Origin of the sequence: Delftia deserti, assembly GCF_042653485.1 — a bacterium.
GTDB lineage: Bacteria > Pseudomonadota > Gammaproteobacteria > Burkholderiales > Burkholderiaceae_C > Comamonas > Comamonas acidovorans.
The window spans coordinates 1,362,599-1,383,707 of sequence record NZ_JBHSIH010000001.1; the positions used below are offsets into that span (position 1 = coordinate 1,362,599).

The 21,109-nt window shown below is 67.3% G+C and carries 22 protein-coding genes; 4 read left to right on the plus strand and 18 right to left on the minus strand.

The genetic code is table 11. The features are described from left to right. Window positions 1-71: 71 nt before the first annotated feature. The 7 genes from ACFPFG_RS06485 to ACFPFG_RS06515 all read right to left on the minus strand — a co-directional run bounded on the left by ACFPFG_RS06485 (window position 72) and on the right by ACFPFG_RS06515 (window position 6,454). Entirely contained in the window at window positions 72-863 is a 792-nt protein-coding gene (locus tag ACFPFG_RS06485) for a phytanoyl-CoA dioxygenase family protein (RefSeq protein WP_380105666.1), read from the minus strand. An 83-nt stretch (window positions 864-946) separates the two neighbouring features. After that, window positions 947-1,747 carry an aminoglycoside phosphotransferase family protein gene (locus ACFPFG_RS06490; protein ID WP_197956803.1) on the minus strand — a complete coding sequence of 267 codons (801 nt, stop codon included), beginning with the start codon at window positions 1,745-1,747 and terminating at the stop codon, window positions 947-949. Window positions 1,748-1,763: 16 nt separating this feature from the next. Next, on the minus strand, window positions 1,764-2,567 hold the full coding sequence (locus tag ACFPFG_RS06495) for an ABC transporter ATP-binding protein (protein WP_197956804.1): 804 nt from the start codon (window positions 2,565-2,567) through the stop codon (window positions 1,764-1,766). After that, the gene (locus tag ACFPFG_RS06500; RefSeq protein ID WP_380110239.1) at window positions 2,564-3,547 is read right to left on the minus strand and encodes a FecCD family ABC transporter permease; all 984 of its coding nucleotides are present in this window, start codon (window positions 3,545-3,547) and stop codon (window positions 2,564-2,566) included. Before ACFPFG_RS06500 ends, ACFPFG_RS06495 begins: the two co-directional genes overlap by 4 nt. 41 nt (window positions 3,548-3,588) lie before the next feature. Further along, entirely contained in the window at window positions 3,589-4,467 is an 879-nt protein-coding gene (locus tag ACFPFG_RS06505; RefSeq protein WP_183018580.1) for an ABC transporter substrate-binding protein, read from the minus strand. Continuing rightward, the gene (locus ACFPFG_RS06510) at window positions 4,464-5,057 is read right to left on the minus strand and encodes a bifunctional adenosylcobinamide kinase/adenosylcobinamide-phosphate guanylyltransferase (RefSeq protein ID WP_380105669.1); all 594 of its coding nucleotides are present in this window, start codon (window positions 5,055-5,057) and stop codon (window positions 4,464-4,466) included. The genes ACFPFG_RS06505 and ACFPFG_RS06510 overlap by 4 nt, the downstream gene beginning before the upstream one ends. Then, window positions 5,054-6,454, minus strand: coding sequence for a cobyrinate a,c-diamide synthase (locus tag ACFPFG_RS06515; RefSeq protein ID WP_380105671.1), 1,401 nt, complete (start codon window positions 6,452-6,454; stop codon window positions 5,054-5,056). Before ACFPFG_RS06515 ends, ACFPFG_RS06510 begins: the two co-directional genes overlap by 4 nt. Window positions 6,455-6,768: 314 nt before the next feature. On the opposite strand from ACFPFG_RS06515, the gene ACFPFG_RS06520 reads away from it, so the two are divergent. The 3 genes from ACFPFG_RS06520 to ACFPFG_RS06530 all read left to right on the plus strand — a co-directional run bounded on the left by ACFPFG_RS06520 (window position 6,769) and on the right by ACFPFG_RS06530 (window position 8,610). Further along, window positions 6,769-6,978 (plus strand): hypothetical protein, encoded by a 210-nt coding sequence (locus ACFPFG_RS06520; RefSeq protein WP_012204637.1) that lies wholly within the window; start codon window positions 6,769-6,771, stop codon window positions 6,976-6,978. A gap of 32 nt (window positions 6,979-7,010) precedes the next feature. Next, window positions 7,011-7,412, plus strand: a complete 402-nt coding sequence (locus ACFPFG_RS06525; RefSeq protein WP_183018577.1) for a cell division protein ZapA — start codon at window positions 7,011-7,013, stop codon at window positions 7,410-7,412. A 379-nt stretch (window positions 7,413-7,791) separates the two neighbouring features. Next, the gene (locus ACFPFG_RS06530) at window positions 7,792-8,610 is read left to right on the plus strand and encodes a sulfite exporter TauE/SafE family protein (protein ID WP_012204635.1); all 819 of its coding nucleotides are present in this window, start codon (window positions 7,792-7,794) and stop codon (window positions 8,608-8,610) included. On the opposite strand, the gene ACFPFG_RS06535 is transcribed toward ACFPFG_RS06530, so the two are convergent. From ACFPFG_RS06535 to hemN, 4 genes are all read right to left on the minus strand, one after another. After that, window positions 8,574-11,060 (minus strand): bifunctional diguanylate cyclase/phosphodiesterase, encoded by a 2,487-nt coding sequence (locus ACFPFG_RS06535; RefSeq protein ID WP_183018576.1) that lies wholly within the window; start codon window positions 11,058-11,060, stop codon window positions 8,574-8,576. The genes ACFPFG_RS06530 and ACFPFG_RS06535 overlap by 37 nt on opposite strands. After that, a complete protein-coding gene (locus tag ACFPFG_RS06540) occupies window positions 11,057-12,406 on the minus strand; it encodes an HD-GYP domain-containing protein (RefSeq protein WP_197956806.1) in 1,350 nt (449 codons plus the stop codon). The genes ACFPFG_RS06535 and ACFPFG_RS06540 overlap by 4 nt, the downstream gene beginning before the upstream one ends. Window positions 12,407-12,475: 69 nt before the next feature. Beyond that, window positions 12,476-13,192, minus strand: coding sequence for a sulfite exporter TauE/SafE family protein (locus tag ACFPFG_RS06545; RefSeq protein ID WP_380105674.1), 717 nt, complete (start codon window positions 13,190-13,192; stop codon window positions 12,476-12,478). Between the two features lie 5 nt (window positions 13,193-13,197). Continuing rightward, window positions 13,198-14,580: an oxygen-independent coproporphyrinogen III oxidase gene (gene hemN, locus ACFPFG_RS06550; RefSeq protein ID WP_034391810.1), complete on the minus strand. Its 1,383-nt coding sequence runs from the start codon at window positions 14,578-14,580 to the stop codon at window positions 13,198-13,200. 161 nt (window positions 14,581-14,741) lie between these two features. Here hemN and fnr point away from each other — a divergent pair, with 161 nt between their 5' ends. Next, entirely contained in the window at window positions 14,742-15,461 is a 720-nt protein-coding gene (gene fnr, locus ACFPFG_RS06555) for a fumarate/nitrate reduction transcriptional regulator Fnr (protein ID WP_183018573.1), read from the plus strand. Window positions 15,462-15,542: 81 nt separating this feature from the next. Here fnr and ACFPFG_RS06560 read toward each other — a convergent pair whose 3' ends face one another. From ACFPFG_RS06560 to ccoN, 7 genes are all read right to left on the minus strand, one after another. After that, a complete protein-coding gene (locus ACFPFG_RS06560) occupies window positions 15,543-15,830 on the minus strand; it encodes a hypothetical protein (RefSeq protein ID WP_183018572.1) in 288 nt (95 codons plus the stop codon). Window positions 15,831-16,010: 180 nt separating this feature from the next. After that, the gene (locus tag ACFPFG_RS06565; RefSeq protein WP_197956808.1) at window positions 16,011-16,325 is read right to left on the minus strand and encodes a FixH family protein; all 315 of its coding nucleotides are present in this window, start codon (window positions 16,323-16,325) and stop codon (window positions 16,011-16,013) included. Window positions 16,326-16,382: 57 nt separating this feature from the next. Next, the gene (ccoG, locus tag ACFPFG_RS06570) at window positions 16,383-17,837 is read right to left on the minus strand and encodes a cytochrome c oxidase accessory protein CcoG (protein ID WP_197956809.1); all 1,455 of its coding nucleotides are present in this window, start codon (window positions 17,835-17,837) and stop codon (window positions 16,383-16,385) included. 78 nt (window positions 17,838-17,915) lie between these two features. Further along, on the minus strand, window positions 17,916-18,833 hold the full coding sequence (gene ccoP, locus ACFPFG_RS06575; protein WP_012204626.1) for a cytochrome-c oxidase, cbb3-type subunit III: 918 nt from the start codon (window positions 18,831-18,833) through the stop codon (window positions 17,916-17,918). A gap of 27 nt (window positions 18,834-18,860) precedes the next feature. Further along, window positions 18,861-18,998 carry a cbb3-type cytochrome oxidase subunit 3 gene (locus tag ACFPFG_RS06580; RefSeq protein ID WP_012204625.1) on the minus strand — a complete coding sequence of 46 codons (138 nt, stop codon included), beginning with the start codon at window positions 18,996-18,998 and terminating at the stop codon, window positions 18,861-18,863. 11 nt (window positions 18,999-19,009) lie between these two features. Further along, a complete protein-coding gene (gene ccoO, locus ACFPFG_RS06585; RefSeq protein WP_183018569.1) occupies window positions 19,010-19,642 on the minus strand; it encodes a cytochrome-c oxidase, cbb3-type subunit II in 633 nt (210 codons plus the stop codon). Window positions 19,643-19,661: 19 nt separating this feature from the next. Then, the gene (ccoN, locus tag ACFPFG_RS06590) at window positions 19,662-21,098 is read right to left on the minus strand and encodes a cytochrome-c oxidase, cbb3-type subunit I (protein ID WP_063326627.1); all 1,437 of its coding nucleotides are present in this window, start codon (window positions 21,096-21,098) and stop codon (window positions 19,662-19,664) included. Window positions 21,099-21,109 lie beyond the last annotated feature (11 nt).

Consider the following 21,109-nt stretch of genomic DNA (forward strand, 5'->3'; position numbering starts at 1 on the left):
AGGATGGGCGAAGGCATCATGCCCCTCACCACGCGGTCCACGATGGCCTTGACCTCGTCCCCGATACGCCTTCAGCGATTCAGGTGTTCCCTGCAGCCTTTCGCGCCGATGACGATGCCGGTCAGAGATTCATTGGCGTGTGTCATGGGCTCTGCACCCAGAGTGCCGATCTGCAGGATGACGTTGCGCCGCATTCCAGAGCCGGTATTCATGCCTCCGCCATGAAGCACCTTCGGGTGGATCGCCACGATCTGGCCTGGGCCACACTGCACCGTGACAGTGTTGGCCGGATCGGGAGTGGGCCATTTGCCATTCGCCTTTTGCTGCTGCGCCTCCTGGTCGGAGATGCGATGAGTGCCCGCATCGAAGCAGGTGGCACCGCTTTCCACCGACATGCCATCCAGGCAGATCATCAGACGGACAAAGCTGGAATCCCTGGTGCAGAAATACCCATTGGGATAATCGCGGTGCCAGGAGATTGACCGTCCGAACCCGGGATTCTTGATGGTCACGTTCATGAAATGGAGCACAGCCTCGTCCACGCCAAGAAGCGTCGTTGCAGCCGAGACAAGCGCGGCATCGTGAAGTGTCTCTGCGAAGACTTCATCAAAGCGGGCGGGATCTCCAACGATGAAGATCGAGTTTCCGGTAAGGGCACCATCCAAGCCGGCGCGCTTGCTGGCCGACAGATCTTTCTCGTACACCAACAGCTCGTCCAACGCCGGATCCAGTGTTCTGGCCTGCGCATTGCGCTGGATGGCTTCAACAGATGCCACCAAGCTGTCGAGAAGGCCCTTCTCCATGGATCTTGGCCAGATGACAAATCCCTGCTGCTCAAACATCTCCAGTGCATCGGCAAGCATCGAAAAATTCCTCCGCCCTCTTTTTTGTGAACCGCCATTTCACCCTGCTGCGACAGAAAAAGAGATGTATCGCAGCCTGAAAATCAGCATGCCAGGGCCGAAGCCGCCATTTGCGCCACAGCCATCGCAGCGCCAGGATCGTCGCCGTCTTCCATGCTCCAGACGGCAGACAGCCCCGACCAGGCCAGCACCCATTGCAGCAGGCGCCTGTGCTCGATGCCCGAGACTTCGGCAATGGAGGCCAGGCGGCGCGCAAAGCGCCCCGGCACCTGCGCGCTGGCGCGGTCGGGATTGCTCAGGATATTGGCGTAGTCGAAGCCGCGCTCGCCGTGCAGGCCCTTGGGATCGACGGCCAGCCAGCCCAGGGGGCCGAAGTCCAGCACATTGCCGTGGTGCATGTCGCCATGCAGCACCGCCACATCGCGCGGTGCGGCCAGCAGTTCGCGTGCCGTGGCGGCGCACTGGCCCAGCAGGCTGGTGGTTCCATGGCCTTGTGCAAGCAATGCATGGAACCACTGCGACAGCGGCACCAGGGATGGCAACGCCTTGGCGCGCGGCAGGTGCAGGCGCATGGCAGCGGTGCACAGGATGCGCGTGGCCTCCTCATCGCGCGCGCCACGGGCCATCTCCACCAGCGATTCGGGTCCTGTGGCGCGCAGCATCAGCAAGGCCGGCCCTTCATGGGCCAGCACGGGCGCGGCACCATCGCCATTCCACCAGGCCATCAGCTGGGCGCCGGCCACTTCCTCCGGCTCCTGGGCGATCTTGAGCATGGCGGGCGCGCCGCCCTGGCGCACGGGCAGCAGCACGCCGCGCGGCGTGGACAGGGGCTGGCCGTCGATGACCAGAGCCCAGCGGCTCAGATACGGCTCATAGTGGGACATTTTTTCGAAAAGGCAATCAAGGCGCTGCGGCTTGACCCCGCAGCCGTGGCAGGGCCAGCCACTGCCCGTCGATGGCGCGGATGCGCAGCCGGTGCTCGAACACGGCCTCCAGCGCCGCATGGGTGGCCGCGTCGGCGCAGGCGCCCTGGTGCATCACCCGGCCCTTGTCGAGAAGGACCAGTTCCTGCGCCTGCAAGGCCATGGAGATTTCATGGAGCACGCTGACCACGGTGCAGCCCTTGGCGACCAGGGCCTGCACGCATTCCAGCCAGTCAGCCTGGTGCGGCGGATCGAGGTTGGCCAGGGGCTCGTCCATCAGCAGCACGCGGGCCTGCACGGCCAGGGCGCGCGCCAGCAGCACGCGCTGGCGCTCCCCGCCCGAGAGACTGCCCACGCTGCGCATGCGCCAGTCCCAGCCCTGGGTCTGGCGCAGCGCCTGCTCCACGGCCGCATGGTCGGCAGCACCGGGCGCGGCCAGCCAGCCCTGGTGCGGCAGGCGGCCCAGCATGACCAGGTCGTAGACCTGCATGTCGCCGGCCACGGGCTGGTTCTGGCCCAGCCAGGCCAGCGAGCAGGCCCGCTTGCGCGCGCTCCATTGCCGCAGCGGGCGGCCCAGGAGCTCCACCTCCCCTTGCACGCCAGCGCCGGACTCCATGCCTGCCAGGGCGCGCAGCAGCGTGGATTTGCCTGCGCCATTGGGGCCGACGATGGCGGTCCAGCGGCCGGCGGGCAGGGCCAGGCTCAGGCCGTGCAGCACCTGGCGGTCGCCCAGGCGCACCTGCAGGGCGCGCGCTTGCAGTGCGGCGGCCAGCGCCGTCATGCGGCCTCCCCGCCGCGCAGGCCGTGGCGGCGGTGCATGAGCCACAGCAGGTAGCTGCCGCCCAGCAGGGCCGTGAGCGCACCCACCGGCAGCTCCTGCGGGGCGATGAGCCAGCGCGCCAGCAGGTCGGCGGCCAGCAGCAGCACGGCGCCCATGCCCGCGCTGAGCAACAGCAGCCAGCGGTGCATGGACCGCACCATGGAGCGCACCAGATGCGGCGCGGCCAGGCCGACGAAGGCAATCAGCCCGGTCTGCGCCACGGCCGTGCCCGTGGCCAGTGCCAGCAGCAAAATGAGCACCATGCGCAGCGGCGCCAGCGGCAGGCCCAGGCTGTGGGCCGTGGCCTCGCCCAGGGACAGGCCGTCGAGCACGCGGCCCAGGCACCAGGCGCCCAGGGCGGTGGCCAGCAGCACGGCCAGCATCAGCGCGCAGGCGCCCCAGCCGATGAAGGAGGTGCTGCCCAGCATGAAGGCCTGCATGGCCTGCATGATGTCCGGGTTCATCAACAGCACCAGGGACGCGGCGGCGCCCAGCACCACCCCCACCACCACGCCGGCCAGCAGCAGCCGCATGGTGTTGTGCGCGCCCTGGGCCAGCACCAGGGTCAGCAGCACGGCCAGGGCCGCGCCCGCAAAGGCCGCGCCCGTGACACCCAGGCGCGCAAGGCCCGCCAGCGCGAAGGGCGAGACGCCCAGCGCCGCCATGCTCAGCGCCACGCCCAGCGAGGCGCCCGAGGCGCTGCCCAACAGATAGGGATCGGCCAGCGGATTGCGGAACACGCCCTGGGCAATGGCCCCGGCCAGCCCCAGCAGGCCGCCCGCCAGCCAGGCGCCCGCCGTGCGGGGCAGCCGGATCTCGGTGACGATCTGCCAGGACAGCGGATCGCTGCGCGCCGCCCACACGCTTTCCCAGCCCGTGCTGCCCACGCCCGCGCCCAGCAGCATGAGCAGGGCACTCACGACCAGCAGGGCCAGAGCCATCCAGGGCGCGGCCAGGCCGCCGTGCAGCGTGCGGGCCTGCATCACCGTGCGGCCCCGTTCAGGCAACGCGCCATCAGCGCGGCGCCCTCGGCCATGCGCGGGCCGGCGCGCACCAGCACGTCCAGCTCGGCCGGAACAAAGCGGCAGACGCGCCCGGCCTGCATGGCACGCATGCGGCCCCAGCCCGGATAGGGCTCGCCCGATGTGCCCAGGCTGCGATCGCCGCCCAGGATGAAGTCCGGATCGGCGCGCACCACGAATTCGGGGTTGATGCGCGGAAACGGCCCCAGCTGCGCGCCCACGATGTTGCGCATGCCCAGGCGCGCCAGGGTCTCGCCGATGAACGAAGACTCGCCTGCGGCAAAGGGGCCGCGGTTGACCTCGAAATACACCGTCTGCCCGCGCAGCGCGGGGGCCATGCTGCGCTCCACCGCCTGCAGGCGCGCCTCGATGGCGGACCAGACACGGTCGGCGCCCTGCGCGGGCGGCAGGTCCAGCAACTGGCCCACGGTGCGCAGCACGGCCTGCGCATCGGCATGGGTGCGCGGCTCCAGCGCCACGACCTTGAGGCCCAGTGCCTGCAGCCGCGCCACCGAGCGCGATGCCATGGACACCAGCACCAGATCGGGCTTGAGCGCGACGATGGCCTCGATATTGGGGTCCATTCCGCCGCCCACCACGGGCAGGGTCTTCACATGGGCCGGCCAGTTCGAATAGCGGTCCACGCCGACCAGGCGCTGGCAGCCGCCCAGCTCGCACACGGTCTCGGTCAGCGAGGGCAGCAGGCTGACGATGCGCTGCGGCGGCTGTGGCAGCTCCACCGGAACGCCCCGCCCGTCCGTGACCCGGATGGCAGCCTGCGCCGCAGACAGCGCCAGTGCCAACGCCAGGCCCCACAGGGCGGGACGCCATGGCCTCACGGCTGCGGGCCCTTGAGCGCCAGCGGCAGGCCGGCGCACATCAGCGTGACGGTTTCGCAGTTTTGCGCCGCACGCTGGTTGAGCACACCCAGCGCATCCACAAAGGCCCTCACCTGCGATCCCAGCGGGATCACGCCCAGGCCGATCTCGTTGCCGACCAGGATCACCGGGCCGGGCGCAGCTTGCAAGGCGGCCAGAAAGGCCGTGCATTGGCCCGCCCATCCGCGCGCCAGTTCCTCGGAAGGCCGGGCCGGCATCATCCAGTTGGTCAGCCACAGCGTCAGGCAGTCCACCACCAGCAGGCGCTGCGGCGTGCTGTGCCGCGCAAGCATGGCGGCCAGGTCCAGCGGCTCCTCAAGCGTGGCCATGCCGGGCACGCGCTCGGCGCGGTCGCGCCGGTGGCGGGCGATGCGCTCGCGCATTTCGTCGTCCCAGGGCTGGCCGGTGGCGATCAGCGCGGCCTCGCGGTCCAGGGCGCCATCGAGCCAGGCGCGGGCCAGCAATTCGGCACGGCGCGACTTGCCGCTTTTCTGGCCGCCCAGAATGAGCTGGCTGCGGGGAAGCGAAACGGTGGAGATGGGCTCGGTCATGACGCCTGGCCTGCGGGAATGTCGGCGCCCAGCAGCGCGGCCACGGCACGCGGCTGCGAGGCAAACCAGGCATGGAAATAGCTGGCATGTACGCTGCCGTGGCGGTACAGCGCCTCGCCCCGGTCGGGATGGGCATCCTGTCCCGGGCGGCTGCTGCGCCCCGCCTCGGCCATGGAAGTCTCCAGCCGGCTGTAGTGAAAGGTGTGGCCACGCAGCAGGCCCCAGGGCGTGGGCAGTTGCTGCATGCCCAGGCCGGCCAGCCGCGGCTGCATGCGCGCATGGCCGGGCAACAGGCCCCAGAGGTCCGTGGTCCGGCCCGCAGTGTCGGTCAGTCGCTCGCACAGCGCGAGCATACCGCCGCACTCGGCCCAGACCGGCCGGCCGACAGCCACGTGGCCGGCGATGTCGCCGCGCAGCGCGGCATGGGCTGCCAGCGCGTCCAGGTGCAGCTCCGGATAGCCGCCGGGCAGCCACAGCGCATCGCACTGCGGCAGGCGTTCTGCGGCCAGGGGCGAGAAGAAGGCAATCTGCGCCCCCATGGAGCGCAGGCAGTCGAGGTTGGCCTGGTAGATGAAGCTGAAGGCCGCATCACGCGCCACCGCCACGGTGCGGCCCGCCAGCCAGGGCTGCACGGCTTCGGCAGGTTCCGGGCACGGTTCAAAGTCCACGGACCAGTCCTGCCAGCTGGCGCTCTGGCCGGCTTCCGCCTGCCAGGGCAACTGGCCCAGCGGCGTGGCCAGTAGCGCATCGGCGGCCTGGTCCAGGCGCTGCAGGGCATCGTCCAGCTCATGCGCGGCCACCAGGCCCAGGTGCCGCTCGGGCAGCAGCGAGGCAGCGCCTGCACCCTGCACCCGCGCCAGCGCGCCCAGCCACAGCGAAGGCTCGCGCAGGCCGGCACGCAGCAGGTCGGCATGGTGGATGCTGCCCACTCGGTTGGCCAGCAGGCCGGCCCAGCGCAGGCCGGGCCGGTAGTGCTGCAGGCCATGGGCCAGTGCGCCAAAGGTGCCGGCCATGCCCGACGCGTCGATGACGGCCAGCACCGGCAGGCCCAGCCGCTCGGCCACATCGGCAGCGCAGGGCGTGCCGTCGAACAGGCCCATGACGCCTTCCACCAGGATGAGGTCGGCCTCAAGCGCGGCGGCGTGCAGGCGCGCACGCATGTCGGACTCGCCCGTCATCCACAGATCGACGCTGTGCACGGGCGCGCCGCTGGCCAGCTCGTGCCAGTGCGGGTCCAGGAAGTCAGGGCCGCACTTGAACACGCGCACGCGGCGCCCCTGGCGCGCATGCAGCCGCGCCAGCGCAGCCGTCAGCGTGGTCTTGCCCTGCCCTGAGGCCGTGGAAGTGATGAGCAGCGCCGGGCAGCGTGCCCCGCCCCGGCCCAGGTCAATATTCATGGTTTTGTTTGCTCCGTGCGACGCTGCCTTGAACCGGCCGCTCCGCCAACGCGGCGCATTGTAGTGCGCACCCCCACCGTATCCGCCCCGTACCCGCACCGCGCCCGCAACCAATGCTTACGCATTACACCCCGCCGAAGCAGACGAGTCCTACACATGGCGCTACGATTTTGTGAGACAGTTTGCCGCCTGCGCTCGAATACCTGAGCACGGCGCTGACGTCAAGCCTTCTACGCCCTCCTGCTACCAGGTTTCCTCGGATACTTCCACGGAATGCGCTCACTTCGTTCGCACGTCCTACAATCTCAGCGTCTATGACCTCCCAGACTTCCCTCGACCACATTGCAGAGCGCGTGGAGCGCCTGCTGGTTCGCCACGAGGAACTGCAACGCACGAATGCGCTACTCGCCGAACAGGTGGCGGCCCTGACCCAGGAGCGTGATTCGCTGCGCTCGCGGCTCAACGCCGCCCGGGCCCGCGTCGATGCCCTGATCGAGCGCCTGCCCTCCAACCAGGGGGCTTGACCCCTTCGCAACCGCCGACGCCCCGAACGCCCATGAAGCAGATCGAAGTGCAAATCCTGCAGCAAAGCTATGTGCTGACCTGCCCCGATGGCCAGGAAGAGCGTCTGCTCGAGGCCGTGCGCCGTGTGGACACGGCCATGACCCGCATCCGCGACAGCGGCAAGGTCCGCTCCCGCGAGCGCGTGGCCGTGCTGTCCGCGCTGAACATGGCCTTCGACGTGCTGGACCGCGAAGCCCAGGAAAGCGCCATGGCCACGGCCCAGGCCGAAATGCAATCCCTGCATGACGAGGCCGCTTCCCAGCAGGACGCCCCCTCCCAGCCACCCGAGCCCAGCCCCGAGGAGCTGGCCGAGCGCGCACGCCAGGAGGCGCTTGCCGAGCAACTGGTGCTGCGCCTGGACCAGGCCCTGGAGAGCGATGCACGGCTGCTCTGAGACGCCGCGCCCCGCCCATGCAACGGCCTCTTCGGAGGCCGTTTTTCATGGCATCGCCCATGTCAATGGAAAGCCCATGCCGTTCAAAGAACTTGATTGCGGGCCTGTCCAATCGCCGTAGAATGGAGGCGTCTGCAAACCCGCCGGGCTTTATAGTTCCTTGGACCAATGCTCTATGAGCCCGGGCTTGGTACATTGCCATTCGAGCGTGATCGTCTCGCGTCAGATGAACCCAACGTCTGGCTGCCCTTGCCCCCCTGAACCCCGGTTCAGGATGACGGCCCGGTGGTCTTTGCAGACACCTGATCCCAACCCGGCGCACCTCCACGGTGCGCCGGGTTTTTTGTTGCCCGCCCCTCCTCTACCGATCTTCTGCCGCATGCCTGACCTGCTGTTTCTCGAACTGGCCCTGCTGGGCCTGTGCTCCGGTTTCCTGGCCGGCCTGCTGGGAGTGGGCGGCGGCATGGTTCTTGTACCGTTTCTGACCTACTTTCTCGACAAGCGCGGGGTCGGCCCGGACCTGTCCGTGAAGATGGCGATCGCCACGGCCATGGCCACCATCGTGTTCACCTCGATCTCCAGCCTGCGCGCCCACCACGGTCGCGGCGCCGTGCGCTGGGACATCGTGCGCAGCCTGGCGCCGGGCATCATCACGGGCGGCCTGCTCGCCAGCCTGGGGGTTTTCGCGCTGCTGCGCGGCAAGTACCTGGCACTGTTCTTTGGCGTGTTCATCGGCTACATGGCGCTTCGCATGCTGCGCAGCAACAGCCAGCCCACGGCCACGCGCGCCCTGCCGGGGCCGCTGGGGCTGTACGGTGCGGGCACGGGCCTGGGCTTCATCTCGGGGCTGGTGGGTGCAGGCGGGGCCTTCATCAGCGTGCCCTTCATGATGCGCTGCTCGGTGCCCATGCACATGGCCGTGGGCACCAGCGCGGCGCTGGGGTTTCCGATTGCCGTGGTGAATGCGGCGGGCCTGATCTTCACCGGCGCGGGTGACGCGGGGCGCCCCGAATATTCGCTGGGCTACCTGTGGCTGCCGGCCCTGCTGGCCCTGGCCTGCTGCAGCGTGCTGACGGCACCGCTAGGGGCACGGGCAGCGCACCGGCTGCCCGTGGGCCAGCTCAAGCGCATCTTTGCCACGCTGCTGTTCGGCCTGGCGGCCTACATGCTCTGGAAGGGCTTGAGCGCAGGCAGCTGAACGCTCGCGGCCTGGGCCATTCTCTGCCGGTAGGCGATGGCGCCAATGCCGGCGCGCTGGGCCTGCAGGCATTCGCCGAATTGCTCGCGCGGCAGGCCCGGGGCACACAGAAAGCCCTGGAAGTAGTGGCCCTGCATGCGATGGATGGCCGTGAGCTGCTCGGGCGTTTCCACGCCCTCGGCCACGATCTCCACGCCCAGCGCCAGCCCCAGGCTGATGATGGCGCCCACGATGGCCTGGTCGCCCTCGTCGCTGGGCAGGCCACGCACGAAGCTCTGGTCGATCTTGATCTTGGAGATGGGCAGCTTCTTCAGGTAGGCCAGGTTGGAGTAGCCCGTGCCGAAGTCGTCAATGACCATGCCCACGCCCAGGTCGGCGATCTGGCACACGCGCAGCGCCATGTCCTGGGCGTCCTGCAGCAAGATGCTTTCCGTCAGTTCCAGCTCCAGCAGCTGGGGCGCCAGGCCGTAGCTGCGCAGCAGCTCGGTCACCCGCTCGACAAAGCCCGACTGGCGGAACTCCAGCGCCGACACGTTGACCGAGACCTTGATGGGCATGCCCTGCTGCTGCCAGCGCGCAGCCTCCTGCACGGCCTGCTCCATGACCCAGGCGCCCAGCGTGACGATGTAGCCCGACTCCTCGGCCAGCGGGATGAAGACACCCGGCGAGACCACGCCGAATTCGGGATCCGTCCAGCGCAGCAGCGCCTCGGCCGCGACGATGCGGTCGCTGTCAATGTGCACCTGGGGCTGGAAGTAGACCGCCATGCGGCCATGCTCCAGCGCCTGGCGCATGGCGTGCTCCAGCTTCATGCGCGACAGCAGGCCGGCGCTCATCTGCGGCTGGTAGAAACTGAAATGGCCCCGGCCCCGTTCCTTGACGCGGTACATGGCGGTGTCGGCCTGGCGGATCAGCTCATCCAGCGTGAGGCCATCGGCCGGGTACTGGGCCACGCCGATGCTGCACTGCACGGAGAAACCCAGGCCGTCGAGCAGGAAGGGGCGCTCCATCTCCTGCAGGATGCGCCTGGCCACCGACGCGGCCAGCTCGGCGTTGCAGCCTTGCAGGTAGAGCACGAACTCGTCGCCACCCAGGCGGCACAGGATGTCCACGGGCCGCATGCAGTCGCTCAGGCGCTGCGCAACCAGCTTGAGCACGCGGTCGCCGAACTGGTGGCCCAGCGAGTCGTTGATGATCTTGAAGCGGTCCAGGTCGATGAACAGGATGCTGAACACCGTGCCGCCTGCGCGCGCGGCCTCGATGGCTGCATCCACGCGCTCCGTGAGGTTCAGCCGGTTGGGCAGGCCGGTGAGCGCGTCGCTGTAGGCCAGTTGTTCAATGCGCTGCTGGGCCACGCGCTGCTGCGTGAGGTCGCGCATGAAGCCGATGCTCTGCACCACGTCGCCCTGCGCATTGCGCAGCGGCACCCAGGACAGGCGCACGGCGCAGCGCGCGCCGCCGGCCTGGCGCAGCCACAGGTCGCCCTCCCAGAAACCGCCCTGGTGCCACTGGATGCGGGCCAGGTCGCCCAGGGTGTCGGCCTGGCCTTCGGCAGCTTCGAACAGCGATTCCACCGTGCGACCCTGCACGGGCATGCCGCCCAGCAAGCGTTCGCAGGCCGGATTGGTGCGTGCCACGTCCATGTGGCCATCGGCGATGAAGATGCCGTCCAGGCTGGACTCGAAGACCCGCGCAGCCAGCTCCAGGCCCGCCTGGGTCTGGGCCTCGGCCGTGATGTCGCGGAAGGAAAAGATCCGCCCCATGGGCAGGCCCCGGCGCAGTTGGGGCACGGCGCGGCGCTCCAGGATGCGGCCGTCGCGCAGGTCCAACACATCGGACGCTTCCATCAGGGGCTGGGCCGACAGCAGTTTCAACTGCTGCGCGTAGGATTGGGCATCGCGCACCTGGCCGGTCAGGTGATCGAGGATGGCCGCGTCGTTGCGGCGCACCAGCAGTGCCTCGGGAATGCCCCAGAGCGTGGCAAAGCGGTGGTTGAAGGCGCGGATGCGGCCATCGGGATCGCAGACCAGGATGGCGTCGGCCGCGGACTCCAGCGTGGCGCGCAGCTCGCCCAGCAGGCTTTCGAACTCGGCCTCGTGCAATGCCTGCTCGCGCCGGTCCAGCATGCTGACCAGCAGCACCTCGCCGTCGAGCGCGCGCACGCGCATCTCCACGGGCGCCAGCTGGCCATCGGCGCGGCGCACCTCTGCAATGAACTGGGCTCCGGCCTGCCAGTTGAAGGGATCGCTCCAGAAAGCCTGCTGCTGCGGTGTGGCGGCCAGCACCTGCACGGGCAGGCCCGGGGCCGCATCGGCCTCATAGCCGGTGACGGATTCGCTGGCGGCGTTGGCGCGCAGCACTTTCAGGGTGCGCGCATCGATCAGCCACAGGGCCTCCTGCAGTGCATCGAGCAGACGGGGCCAGGCGCGGTTCAGCGCTTGCTTGTTCAAGACGCCACCTTCGGTGGATCCAACTCCACCGCCCGTTCAAAGTAATAGCAGACACGCCGGCGCGGCGACAGGTAGTCCAGCGCATCGCGCGGCAGCTGCGCCGGCGCCACGCCCCGGCGTATGCCCAGCTCGGGAAACAGCTCCAGCGCCAGCACGGGCGCCTGCGCGGCCGGCACGCCGGCATCGTGGACCATCACCGAGGGCTTGAGCGGGCGTGATGCATTCACGGACATGACCATGGCATGGCGCCCGTCGGTCAGCTCCACCACCGAGCCCGGCGGGAACACGCCCATCATGCGGATGAAGCCATTGAGCACGGGCGCGGCGAACTTGTCGCGCAGCCGGCTGAACAGCAGGGACAGGGCCTCATGCGGCGTATGCGGCGTCTGTGCATCGCCGGGATTGCACAGGCGGTCGTAGGTGTTGACCAGGGCCAGGATCTGGCCCGTGAGCTCCATGTCTTCGGCCACCAGGCTCAACGGGAACCCCGTGCCATCGGCCCATTCATGGTGCTGGGCGATGGCCGTGGTGACCTGGGCCGACAGGCCCATGCGCATGGCAATGGCCACGGATTCGCCCACATGGCGCTCGTAGCGCTCGCGCAGGACGTCGGGCACGGAAGGCTCCAGGGCCAGGCCATGCATGCCGTCGACACCGGCCACGGGCTTGCCCGCGTCATGCAGCAGCGCCGCCAGGCCCAGGTCGCGCAGCAACGATGCCTCCAGGCCCAGGGCCCGGCCCAGCAGCAGGCTGAGCACGGTCACGTTGACGGCATGCACGCTCTGGCTGCTGCCCACGCCATCGGACAGCAGGTGAATGGCCACGTCCTGCGGGCCCGCCAGTTCGGCCAGGCAGCCATCGACCAGGGCCTCGGTGGGCATGCGAGCCTGCTCGGGCGCGCTGGCAATGGTGGTCTCTATGGCCACATAGCCGCGCTCCACTTTCTGAAAGCGCGCATTGCAGTCCTCCAGCCGGCCGCGCCAGTCGGGCACGGACAGCAGCAGCGGTGCTGCGGGCGAAAGTTCGGTGGGCGCAGGCTCGGGGGCCTCCACGACGGGTGGCAGCTCCTGCGGCGGCGGGTTGCGCACCTCGGCGGGCCAGGTGTCGCTTTTGTGCGGAACACAGCGCACCACTTCCAGGCCCAGGGATTTCAGGGTCTGGATCTGTGCGCTGGAGGTGATCTTGAAGCTGCTGACCGGAAAGGGATGGTTCAGCCACCCAACATCGAGCTGGACAAACATGCCCGGACGGAGGTCTCGGATATCGATGAGGACGGAATGGTTCACGCGCGGCAACGGCCCCGAGGCTGAAGGAATCGGCAATATGTAAGCCGATGATTCGGGCATTATCTCCAGTTCTGAGAGCCTCGCAGCCAATACGCGGCCCCAGGGCCCAAGTCCGGCCCCAGTTGTTGCTCAACGGCACCAGAGGCTGGGCTTGTAGATCAGGTCCATCCACAGCGCCCACACGGCCACGCCCACCAGCATCAGGCCGGCCAGGCGCGTGCCCCATTCGGCGCGCAGGCCGTTCAGGCGCCGCCGGCCCAGCCGCCACAACCAGGGGCCGGCCACCAGCCACAGGCCGCTGCCCGCACCAAAGGCCGCCATGGCCAGCGCGCCCTGCAACGGGCCGCCGCTGAGCGCGGCGACCAGCACGGCCGAATACAGCAGTCCGCAAGGCATGAGCGCCCAGGCATAGCCTGCCGCCAGCGTGCCGCCCGGCGCCGACACCCAGGGCTGCACGCGCCGCCAGGCGGCGCGGCCGGCAGACTCCAGCCAGGCGGGCTGGCGGGCCTGCACCATCATGGCCAGGCCCCAGGCCATCACGGCGACATGGGTCAGTGTCCAGAACGGCTGCAGCGCCGTGGTCTGGCTGGTGAGCCAGGACAGGCTCTCCATGGCCATGGCCGAGGCAGCGCCCAGGCTGGCATAGCCGGCCAGACGTCCGCCATGGAACAGCGCCGTGCGCAGCCACAGCCGGCCTTGCAATCCATGCACGGCCACCACCTGGGAGCCGCCGCCCCGCCCCGCCCCGCCCGTGACCACGCCGCAGGGCGCCGCGCACATGGCAAGGCAATGGGGCCCGCCGACGAGCCCCATGATCAAAGCGGTCCAGAGCAGCGACAACAGCATGGGGCCTAGATGATCCTCGAAAACCGCGCCCGGTTCTTGTCCGCCTGCAGATATCGGTCAAACAGCATGGCCACGCCACGCACGAAGTACCAGCCCATGGGAGTGACCTGGAAGCCCTCGTCGCTGATCTGCACCAGGCCCTTGGCCTGCAGGTCCTCCAGGGCCGCCATCTCGGGCGCGAAGTACTCGCGAAAGCCCAGCAGCCAGGCCTGCTCCATGGGTTCGAACAGCACGGCGCCCTGGCACATGATGGCCATGATGACGGCGCGGCGCACCAGGTCGTCGCGCGACAGCGCCAGGCCCCGCACCACGGGCAGGTGGCTGGCGTCGATGGCGTCGTAGTACTCCTCCAGCGTCTTGGCGTTCTGGCTGTAGCTGGCGCCCACCTTGCCGATGGCCGAGACGCCCAGCGCGATCAGGTCGCAGTCGGGCTGGGTGCTGTAGCCCTGGAAGTTGCGGTGCAGCCGGCCCTGGCGCTTGGCCACGGCCAGCGAGTCCTCGGGCAGGGCGAAGTGGTCCATGCCCACGTAGACATAGCCACCGTCCATGAACGCGGCGATGGAACGCGACAGCATGGCCAGCTTGTCGGCCCCCTGCGGCAGATCCTCGGCCGCAATGCGCCGCTGCGGCTTGAAGCGCTCAGGCAGGTGGGCATAGGCATAGAGCGCGATGCGGTCGGGCCGCAGCGCGTTGACCTGGGCCAGCGTGCGCTCGAAGGATTCGGGCGTCTGCTTGGGCAGGCCGTAGATCAGGTCCACGTTGATGGAGGCAAAGCCCAGCTGCCGCGCGGCCGCCACCAGCTCGAACACCTGCTCTGCCGGCTGCACGCGGTGCACCGCGATCTGCACCTGCTCGTCAAAGTCCTGCACGCCGAAGCTCAGGCGGTTGAAGCCCAGCTCCTTGAGCACGGCCAGGCGCTCGACGCTGACGGTGCGCGGATCGACCTCGATGGAGTATTCGCCGCCCGGCTCCAGCTTGAAATGCTCGCGCAACAGGCCCATCAGCGTACGCAGCTCGTCGTCGGAGAAGAAGGTGGGCGTGCCGCCGCCCAGGTGCAGCTGGCTGACGGTCTGGCCCTTGCCGCAATGGGCCGTGTGCAAGGCCATCTCGCGCGCCAGGTAGTCCAGGTAGACGGCGGCGCGATCGTGGTGGCGCGTCACGATCTTGTTGCAGGCGCAGTAGTAGCACAGCGACTCGCAAAAGGGCACGTGCACATACAGCGACAAAGGCATGGCACGCGCTGCGGTACTCGATTTGCGTTGTTGCAGCGCCAGGATATAGTCCTCTGCACCAAAGGCCTCGACAAAGCGGTCGGCGGTAGGGAACGAGGTGTATCGGGGCCCCGGTACGTCAAAGCGACGCAGCAGCTCTGGGGTGACAGCGGTCATGGGTTTTTCCTCTAATACCTTGACTGTGCCGCAGCACATCGGTCATGTCCTTGACTCATATCAAGAGTTGTTTGAGGCACTGCTGCGACAATTTGATCCAACTCATCGCAATCCACGAGGTCACCGCCGGCACGCTGTGTGCCGCTGATGTTTATCACTCCATGAACCTTCAGACCATCAAAGCCTCCTGCTCCAACTGCAACCTGCGCGAACTGTGCATGCCCATGGGCCTGGATGCCGAGCAGATGCAGCGCATCGACGACATCGTGGCCACGCGCCGCAAGGTCAAGCGCGGAGGCCTGCTGTTTCGCAACGGCGAGGCCTTCACCTCGCTGTACGCCATCCGCACCGGCTTCTTCAAGACCTGCGTGGCCACCGAGGACGGACGCGACCAGGTCACGGGCTTTCAGATGGCCGGCGAGATCATCGGCCTGGACGGCATCGTCAACGACCACCACACCTGCGATGCCGTCGCGCTGGAAGACGCCGAAGTCTGCGTCATGCCCTTCGACAAGCTGGAAGACCTGTCGCGCGAGGTCACGGCCCTGCAAAACCATGTGCACAAGGTCATGAGCCGCGAGATCGTGCGCGAGCACGGCGTGATGCTGCTGCTGGGCAGCATGCGCGCCGAAGAGCGCCTGGCCGCCTTCGTGCTCAACCTGGTGCAGCGCCTGCATGCGCGGGGCTTTTCCAAGTCCGAACTGGTGCTGCGCATGACGCGCGAGGAAATCGGCAGCTACCTGGGCCTGAAGCTGGAGACGGTGAGCCGCACGTTCTCCAAGTTCGCGGACGACAACATCATCGAGGTGCGCCAGCGCCATCTGCGCATCCTGGACACGGAGGCGCTCAAGCGCATCGTCAATAGCCAGCAGTGCCAGTAAGGCTGCAGGGGCTGCAGGCATTCATCCGCCAATGAACAAGGCCCGCGACAGCGGGCCTTGTTCATTGCGGCCGGCGTTCTCTCAGTCCCGCCCCAGCCCCTGCATGGCCAGGTCCGGTTCGGGCTCGGAGACCACGCCGTCATTGAGATCGCGGGCCGAGCGGCCCAGCATGGTGGTCATCAGGCTGGAGAGCATGGTCACGCCCCAGAAGGCGAAGAAGGCCAGCGTGTAGATGCCCTGGCGCGACCAGCCCAGATCGCCGAGCCAATGCAGCTGCAGCGGATCAACAAAGGCAAAAACCAGCATCTCCATCACGGCGGCGGCCAGAAAGGCAGGCCAGGCAATCCACATCCAGCGTTGGGCCAACATCAGCGATCTCCTTGTGCTGTAGAGGGGGTCGCCTTCATTGTGCGCCGCGCCAACGCCTGGCGCCAAGCCCCGAAGCGCCCTGCGCGCCTGTAGGAAACCCTCACCCGTCGCACATGCCGGAGATGCGATCCGCCATGCAAAAAGGCCGCGACTGCGGCCTCGTGAGGGGGCTTGGCGCGGTCAGCGGTCCGTGGGATGGTCGTGCGCTGGCGTGGCCGCATGGTTGCGACCGGTGACGGCGGGCGCCATGCTCTTGGGCACTTCGCGCACGCCATCGGCACGCTCGTTGATCGTGATGCCGTTGCGGTAGTAGTCGGGGTCGATCACGGGATCGGCGCCATTGATGGCGATGATGGCCGTGATCACGGCGGCCACCACCACGGCGGCCGGGCCTGCCACCACCAGCCAGACATGGCCGAACTTCCACCAGGGCTTGCCGGCGTCGGGATGCGAAGCGGCCTGGGCGGGTGCGGGAACTGCGGGACTGGAAGACATGGGAAACCTCTTTCTTTCAGGCGGCAGGCGCGGACCGTGCCGCGCCTGCCAGGAACATCACCGGGGAACGAGGAACACGGCCTTTTCGGACGTGCGGCCCGCACCCGCTTGCAGGGCATCGATATCGAAGAATACGGTGTGCGAGCCCGGCTCGGCAGAACCGTAGGGAATCTGCAGGCGCGCTGCAATGCCGCGCGTCTCGGCCGGGCCGACCTCGACTTCCTGCTCGGACGCCAGCTCCAGCCCGTCCAGGCCATGGGCGCTGATGCGGTAGCGCTGGGCCTGTTCGGTGGCATTCATGATCTGCAGCCGGTAGACATTCTCCAGCTTGCCGCCCGCCACGATGCGCGACAGCGAGGCACGGTCGCGGATCACGTCCACCTTGACCGACTGGCGCAGCGCCAGGCTCACGATCATGGCCACGCTCAGGCCGACCAGCACGGCCGAGTAGATCAGCACGCGCGGACGGAAGATGCGGCGCAGCACCTGGGCGCGGCGCCACAGGCCGGCCATGGCGTTCTGCGTTGTCAGGCGGATCAGGCCGCGCGGGTACTCCATCTTGTCCATGATGGAATTGCAGGCGTCTATGCACAGGCCGCAGCCGATGCATTCGTACTGCAGTCCGTTGCGGATGTCGATGCCCACGGGGCAGACCTGCACGCACATCTTGCAGTCGATGCAGTCGCCCAGGCCCTGGGCCTTGTAGTCCACCTTCTTGGTGCGTGGCGCACGTGGCTCGCCCCGGCCCGTGTCGTAGCTGACGATCATGGTGTCCCGGTCGAACATGGCGCTCTGAAAGCGCGCATAGGGGCACATGTATTTGCAGACCTGCTCGCGCATGTAGCCCGCGTTGCCGTAGGTGGCAAAGCCGTAGAACAGCACCCAGAACATTTGCCAGCTGCCCTGCAGCGCCAGCAGCTCGCCGCCCAGCTCGCGGATGGGCACGAAGTAGCCCACGAAGGTGAAGCCGGTCCACAGGGCAATGGCAATCCACAGGAACTGCTTGAGCGACTTCTTCCAGAGCTTCTCGAAGGTCCAGCCGTTCTTGTCCAGGCGCATGCGCGCGCTGCGGTCGCCTTCGACCTTGCGCTCCACCCACATGAAGATTTCGGTGTAGACCGTCTGCGGGCAGGAAAAGCCGCACCACAGGCGCCCGGCCACGGCCGTGAACAGGAACAGCGCCAGCGCCGAGATGATCAGCAGGCCCGCCAGGTAGATGAAATCCTGCGGGTACAGCACCAGCCCGAACAGGTAAAAGCGCCGCGCGCCCAGGTCGAACAGCACCATCTGGCGCTGGCCCCACTCCAGCCAGGGCAGGCCGTAGAAAAGCAGTTGGGTGAGAAACACCAGGGCCCATCGCCAGCGTGCGAAGACACCGCTGATGGAGCGCGGGTAGACCTTCTTCTCGGACTCGAACATCGACACCAGCTGGCCCGGATCCGGGTCGGCAGGCGTGATCGGAATGACTTTGCGGGGAGGCTTCCCGGCGCCATCCCCGTTCTCGGGCTTCATGGTGGGTTCCTTGGTTTTTTTGGAATATCTGAAAACTCAAAAGGCAAAAAGGCGGCGCCGCAGCGCCGCCCTCTGTCCTTATTGACGGACTGCGCCGTCTTTGTGCGACATGCCCCAGACATAGGAAGCGAGCACCGCGATCTGCGCCTCGGTCAGCTTGTCCTTCTGGGCAGGCATCTCGTTGTGCTTGCCGTTGTTGATCATGGCCGTGATGGCGGCCTCGCCCCAGCCGTGCAGCCAGATGTCATCGGTCAGGTTGGGCGCGCCCAGGGCCTGGTTGCCCTTGCCGTCCATGCCGTGGCAGGCGGCGCAGGCCGTGAACTTGGACTTGCCCAGCGAGGCCTTGAGCGAGTCGTGCGGGCTGCCCGACAGGCTCAGCACATAGTGCGAGAGGTTGCGCACATCGTCGGGCGTGCCGACGGCAGCGGCCATGGGCGGCATGATGCCGATGCGGCCACCCGTGATGGTTTCCCTGATCTTCTCGGGCGTGCCGCCATGCAGCCAGTCGCCATCGGTCAGGTTGGGGAAGCTCTTGCCCCCGCGTGCGTCCGAGCCGTGGCACTGCGCGCAGTTGTTCATGAACAGGCGCTCGCCGATGGCCATGGCCTGGGGGTCCTTGGCCATGTCTTCGGTGCTCATGCTCGTGAACTTGGCATACAGCGGCTCCAGGTCCGCGCGGGCCTTGGCCATCTCGTTTTCATAGGCGCCCAGCTGCGTCCAGCCCAGCTTGCCCGCGAACGAGCCCAGGCCGGGATAGGCCGCCAGGTAGGCGAAACCGAACACCGAGGTGATGATGAACAGCCACATCCACCACTTGGGCATGGGGTTGTTCAGCTCGCGCAGGTCCTCGTCCCAGACGTGGCCCGTGGTGTTGTCGGCCGATGGGACCACCTTCTTGCGTGCGGTGAGATACAGCAGCAGCAGGCAGCCGATGATGCCGCCCAGCGTGATCGCCGTGACATAGATCGACCAGAAGTTGTTTACGAAATCGCTCATGGGAAGTTCTCGTTCTGGTGGAGGGACTCAGTCTTGCTCGAACGGAAGCTGGGCGGCCTCGTCGAAACGGGCCTGGTTGCGGCGGGCGAACGCCCACCACCAGATGCCGATGAAGCAGGCCAGCGAGGCCAGCGTGGCCACGATGCGCATGGTGGTGATGTCCATGTCGCTCTCCTTTACTTGACCGAACGGCCCAGCACCTGCAGGTAGGCGATGACGGCGTCCATTTCCGTCTTGCCCTTGACCTGCTCGGCAGCGCCGCTGATTTCCTCGTCGCTGTAGGGCACGCCCACCTTGCGCAGCGCGCTCATGTGCTGGGCGACCACGGTGTCATCCACCTTGTTCTTTTCCAGCCAGGAGTAGGCGGGCATGTTGGACTCGGGCACCACGTCGCGCGGGTTGTTCAGGTGGATGCGGTGCCATTCGTCGCTGTACTTGCCGCCCACGCGGTGCAGGTCGGGACCCGTGCGCTTGGAACCCCACTGGAAGGGGTGGTCATAGACGAACTCGCCAGCCACCGAGTAGTGGCCGTAGCGCATGGTCTCGGCGCGGAAGGGGCGGATCATCTGCGAGTGGCAGTTGTAGCAGCCCTCGCGCAGGTAGACGTCGCGGCCCATCAGCTGCAGCGGCGTGTAGGGCTTGAGGCCCGCCACCGCTTCCGTGGTGGACTTCTGGAAGAACAGCGGAACGATTTCCACCAGGCCGCCGACGGCGACCACCAGCAGGGTCAGCACGATCAGCAGGAAATTGTTGGTTTCCACCTTCTCGTGGGAAAAGCTCTTGGGAGCGCTATTGTTGTGATCGGACATGAGTAATGCTCCTAGACGCTCAGGCGTGGGCCACGACGGCAGGCACGGCCACCTTCACCGAACGGCCCGAGATCGCGGTCTTCCAGGTGTTCCACAGCATGACCAGCATGCCGCCCAGGTACAGCAGGCCACCGGCCACGCGGATCACGTAGAACGGATAGCTGGCCTTGACGCTCTCGACGAAGGTGTAGGTCAGCGTGCCATCGGGATTGACGGCGCGCCACATCAGGCCCTGCATCACACCGGCGATCCACATCGCGGCGATGTACAGCACGATGCCGATGGTGGCCATCCAGAAGTGCAGTTCGATGGCGCCCACCGAGTGCATCTTGGTCTTGCCGAACAGGCGCGGGATCAGGTAGTACAGCGAGCCCATGGTGATCAGGCCGACCCAGCCCAGGGCGCCCGAGTGAACGTGGCCCACGGTCCAGTCCGTGTAGTGCGACAGCGCGTTGACGGTCTTGATGGACATCATCGGACCTTCGAACGTGGACATGCCGTAGAACGACAGCGACACGATCAGGAAGCGCAGGATGGGGTCGTCGCGCAGCTTGTGCCATGCGCCCGACAGCGTCATCACGCCGTTGATCATGCCGCCCCAGCTGGGAGCCAGCAGGATCAGCGAGAACACCATGCCCACGGACTGCGTCCAGTCGGGCAGCGCGGTGTAGTGCAGGTGGTGAGGACCCGCCCACATGTAGGTGAAGATCAGCGCCCAGAAGTGGACGATGGACAGGCGGTAGCTGTAGACCGGACGGCCAGCCTGCTTGGGGATGAAGTAATACATCATGCCCAGGAAGCCTGCAGTCAGGAAGAAGCCCACGGCGTTATGGCCGTACCACCACTGCACCATCGCGTCCTGCACGCCGGCGTAGGCCGAGTAGCTCTTCATCCAGCCGGCCGGAATGGCCGCGCTGTTGACGATGTGCAGCAGCGCCACGGCGATGATGAAGGCGCCGAAGAACCAGTTGGCCACGTAGATGTGGCGGACCTTGCGGATGCCGATGGTTCCGAAGAACACGATGGCATACGAGACCCAGGTCACGGCGATCAGCAGGTCGATCGGCCACTCCAGCTCGGCGTACTCCTTGCCCTGGGTGTAGCCCAGCGGCAGGCTGATCGCGGCGGCGAGAATGACGATCTGCCAGCCCCAGAATGTCAGGCTGGCCAGCTTGGGCATGAACAGCCGCGTCTGGCAGGTGCGCTGCACCACGTAGTAGCTGGTTGCGAACAGCGCCGATCCGCCAAAGGCAAAGATCACGGCGTTCGTGTGCAGCGGACGCAGGCGTCCGTAGCTCAGCCATGGAATGCCGAAGTTGAGTTCCGGCCAGGCCAGCTGCGAGGCGATCAACACCCCGACAGCCATGCCTACCACCCCCCAGACGACGGCCATGATAGAGAACTGCCTTACGACGGAATCGTCGTAATAGACAGCGTTTTTATTTGAACTATCCATCGTGCACCCCT

Bases quoted from the DNA above. Each gene is read 5' to 3' on its own strand.
- ACFPFG_RS06500 (WP_380110239.1), bottom strand. From the start codon at position 3,547: ATGGCTCTGGCCCTGCTGGTCGTGAGTGCCCTGCTCATGCTGCTGGGC.
- ACFPFG_RS06540 (WP_197956806.1), bottom strand. From the start codon at position 12,406: ATGCCCGAATCATCGGCTTACATATTGCCGATTCCTTCAGCCTCGGGG.
- ACFPFG_RS06560 (WP_183018572.1), bottom strand. From the start codon at position 15,830: ATGTTGGCCCAACGCTGGATGTGGATTGCCTGGCCTGCCTTTCTGGCC.
- ACFPFG_RS06545 (WP_380105674.1), bottom strand. From the start codon at position 13,192: ATGCTGTTGTCGCTGCTCTGGACCGCTTTGATCATGGGGCTCGTCGGC.
- hemN (WP_034391810.1), bottom strand. From the start codon at position 14,580: ATGACCGCTGTCACCCCAGAGCTGCTGCGTCGCTTTGACGTACCGGGG.
- ACFPFG_RS06510 (WP_380105669.1), bottom strand. From the start codon at position 5,057: ATGACCGAGCCCATCTCCACCGTTTCGCTTCCCCGCAGCCAGCTCATT.
- ACFPFG_RS06530 (WP_012204635.1), top strand. From the start codon at position 7,792: ATGCCTGACCTGCTGTTTCTCGAACTGGCCCTGCTGGGCCTGTGCTCC.
- ccoN (WP_063326627.1), bottom strand. From the start codon at position 21,098: ATGGATAGTTCAAATAAAAACGCTGTCTATTACGACGATTCCGTCGTA.
- ACFPFG_RS06485 (WP_380105666.1), bottom strand. From the start codon at position 863: ATGCTTGCCGATGCACTGGAGATGTTTGAGCAGCAGGGATTTGTCATC.
- ACFPFG_RS06580 (WP_012204625.1), bottom strand. From the start codon at position 18,998: ATGGACATCACCACCATGCGCATCGTGGCCACGCTGGCCTCGCTGGCC.
- ACFPFG_RS06490 (WP_197956803.1), bottom strand. From the start codon at position 1,747: ATGTCCCACTATGAGCCGTATCTGAGCCGCTGGGCTCTGGTCATCGAC.
- ACFPFG_RS06565 (WP_197956808.1), bottom strand. From the start codon at position 16,325: ATGTCTTCCAGTCCCGCAGTTCCCGCACCCGCCCAGGCCGCTTCGCAT.
- ACFPFG_RS06515 (WP_380105671.1), bottom strand. From the start codon at position 6,454: ATGAATATTGACCTGGGCCGGGGCGGGGCACGCTGCCCGGCGCTGCTC.
- ccoG (WP_197956809.1), bottom strand. From the start codon at position 17,837: ATGAAGCCCGAGAACGGGGATGGCGCCGGGAAGCCTCCCCGCAAAGTC.
- ccoP (WP_012204626.1), bottom strand. From the start codon at position 18,833: ATGAGCGATTTCGTAAACAACTTCTGGTCGATCTATGTCACGGCGATC.
- ACFPFG_RS06495 (WP_197956804.1), bottom strand. From the start codon at position 2,567: ATGACGGCGCTGGCCGCCGCACTGCAAGCGCGCGCCCTGCAGGTGCGC.
- ccoO (WP_183018569.1), bottom strand. From the start codon at position 19,642: ATGTCCGATCACAACAATAGCGCTCCCAAGAGCTTTTCCCACGAGAAG.
- ACFPFG_RS06520 (WP_012204637.1), top strand. From the start codon at position 6,769: ATGACCTCCCAGACTTCCCTCGACCACATTGCAGAGCGCGTGGAGCGC.
- fnr (WP_183018573.1), top strand. From the start codon at position 14,742: ATGAACCTTCAGACCATCAAAGCCTCCTGCTCCAACTGCAACCTGCGC.
- ACFPFG_RS06525 (WP_183018577.1), top strand. From the start codon at position 7,011: ATGAAGCAGATCGAAGTGCAAATCCTGCAGCAAAGCTATGTGCTGACC.